General features: G+C 63.3%; 3 protein-coding genes. All 3 read left to right on the top strand.

Annotation, left to right across the window (positions count from 1 at the left end):
• The coding region (locus VGP39_RS08130) for a thiamine pyrophosphate-dependent enzyme (RefSeq protein ID WP_327567595.1) at window positions 1-903 on the top strand (903 nt) is incomplete at its 5' end.
• A 133-nt stretch (window positions 904-1,036) separates the two neighbouring features.
• Complete coding sequence (locus VGP39_RS08125) at window positions 1,037-2,017, top strand: threonine dehydratase (protein WP_327567594.1); 981 nt, start codon at window positions 1,037-1,039, stop codon at window positions 2,015-2,017.
• Between the two features lie 19 nt (window positions 2,018-2,036).
• The coding region (gene ilvN, locus VGP39_RS08120; RefSeq protein ID WP_327567593.1) for an acetolactate synthase small subunit at window positions 2,037-2,394 on the top strand (358 nt) is incomplete at its 3' end.

Genomic DNA, 2,394 nt, shown 5'->3' with positions numbered 1-2,394 from the left:
GACGACCGTATCACCGGCCGCACCGACGCGTTCTCGCCGAACTCGAAGAAGATTCATATCGACATCGATCCGTCGTCGATCAACAAGAACATCCGCGTCGACGTGCCGATCATCGGCGACTGCGGCAACGTGCTCGGCGACATGCTGCAGGTGTTCAAGGCCGAGGCGAAGAAACCGAAGATCGATCCCTGGTGGTTCGAGATAGGACGCTGGCGTGCGCGCAATTCGCTTGCGTACAGGAAGAACAACGACGTGATCCTGCCGCAGTTCGCGATTCAAACGCTGTTCGAAGCGACCCGCGGCCGCGATACCTACATCACCACCGAAGTCGGCCAGCACCAGATGTGGGCGGCGCAGTTCTTCGGCTTTGAGGAGCCGCACCGCTGGATGACCTCCGGCGGCCTCGGCACCATGGGCTACGGCCTGCCGGCGGCGCTCGGCGTCCAGGTGGCGCATCCACGCAGCCTCGTGATCGACATCGCCGGCGACGCCTCGGTACAGATGACCATGCAGGAGATGTCGACGGCCGTGCAGTACGAACTGCCGATCAAGATCTTCATCCTCAACAACCAGTATATGGGCATGGTGCGGCAGTGGCAGCAGCTGCTGCATGGCAACCGGCTGTCGCATTCCTATTCCGAAGCGCTGCCGGATTTCGTCAAGATGGCGGATGCATTCGGCTGTATCGGCATCCAGGCGATAAAACCCGGCGATCTCGACGGCGCGATCAAGGAGATGATCAGCGTCAAGCGGCCGGTGCTGTTCGATTGCCGGGTGGCGGCGTTGGAGAACTGCTTCCCGATGATTCCTTCCGGCAAGGCGCACAACGAAATGCTGCTGCCGGCGGAAGCCAACGACGAAACCACTGCCACCGCCTTCGCCGGCGGCAGGGCGCTGGTGTGAGGCAACTCCTCATCCTGAGGAGCCGCGAAGCGGCGTCTCGAAGGATGAGCCGCGACGGTGAGGATGCCGTCGCCCTTCGAGACGCGCGCAAGGGCGCGCTCCTCAGGGTGAGTAGAACTGATGAGGCGAGCGGATGTTTGATCTCGGACAGCTGGAGCGGGCACATGCGGTTGTCGGAGCGGCAGTACCGCCGACGCCGGCGTATGCGTGGGCACGGCTGTCGGAGCGGCTCGGCGCGACTGCCATCGTCAAGCATGAGAACCATACGCCGACCGGCGCCTTCAAGGTGCGCGGCGGGCTGGTCTATATCGACCGCATGAAGCGCGAGCGCCCCGACACCGCCGGACTGATCTCGGCCACGCGCGGCAATCACGGCCAGAGTCTCGCTTTTGCGGGGGGCCGTCATGGCGTGCCGGTGACGATCTTCGTGCCGCGCGGCAATTCGCTCGATCAGAATCACGCCATGCGGGCGTTTGGCGCGCGACTTGTCGAGCACGGCGAGGACTTTCAAGCCGCACGTGAAGAAGCCTATCACCGCGCCGCGATCGACGGGCTCGAATTCGTGCCGGCATTTCATCCCGACCTGGTGTTGGGGGTGGCAACCTATGCGCTGGAACTGTTTCGAAAGGCGTCGGATCTCGACGTTCTCTATGTCCCGATCGGGCAGGGGTCCGGCATCTGCGGCTGTATTCTGGCGCGCGACCTGCTTGGCCTGACCACTGAAATCGTCGGCGTGCAATCCACCGAAGCGCCGTCCTATGCGTTGTCGTTCGCAGCCGGCACCGTGGTCACGACCGCGACCAGCAAAACGCTGGCCGACGGCATGGCGACGCGGATTCCCGATCCCGAGGCGCTTGCGATCATCCGCAAAGGTGCGTCGCGCGTTGTGCAGGTCACCGATGATGAGATCGCGGCAGCGATGCGGGCCTATTGGACCGACACGCATAATCTTGCCGAAGGCGCCGGCGCAGCGTCACTCGCCGCAGCCTTGCAGGACAAGCCGAAAATCCACGGCAAGCGCGTCGGCCTGATCCTGAGCGGCGGTAATATCGATCTCGACACGTTTCGCCGATGGGTCATGCCGGAACCCGTCGCCGGCAACGCATTGGCGTAAGGAAGCGAAGGACAAGACAATGAATCAGCCCGCATCCGCCTATTTCATGGAAGAGCGCCACGACCCCAACGAGACGCACACGCTCTCGGTGCTGGTGCAGAACGAGCCGGGCGTGCTCGCGCGCGTGATCGGACTGTTTTCGGGACGCGGCTACAACATCGAAAGCCTCACCGTCTCCGAGACCGAGAGCCAAAAGCACCTCTCGCGCATCACCATCGTCACGACAGGCACGCCGTTGGTGATCCAGCAGATCAAGCATCAGCTCGACCGCATGATCCCGATCTACAAGGTGGTCGACATGACGCTGACCGGCACGCGCTCGATCGAGCGCGAACTGGCGATGGTGAAGGTGCGCGGCATCGGCGAGCCCCGCATCG

It is taken from the genome of Bradyrhizobium sp., assembly GCF_036009065.1.
Classification (GTDB): Bacteria; Pseudomonadota; Alphaproteobacteria; order Rhizobiales; family Xanthobacteraceae; genus Bradyrhizobium.
This window is presented reverse-complemented; position numbering and strand designations above follow the sequence as displayed.

Coding starts and splice junctions, on each gene's coding strand:
- VGP39_RS08125 (WP_327567594.1), top strand. CDS start 1,037: ATGTTTGATCTCGGACAGCTGGAGCGGGCACATGCGGTTGTCGGAGCG.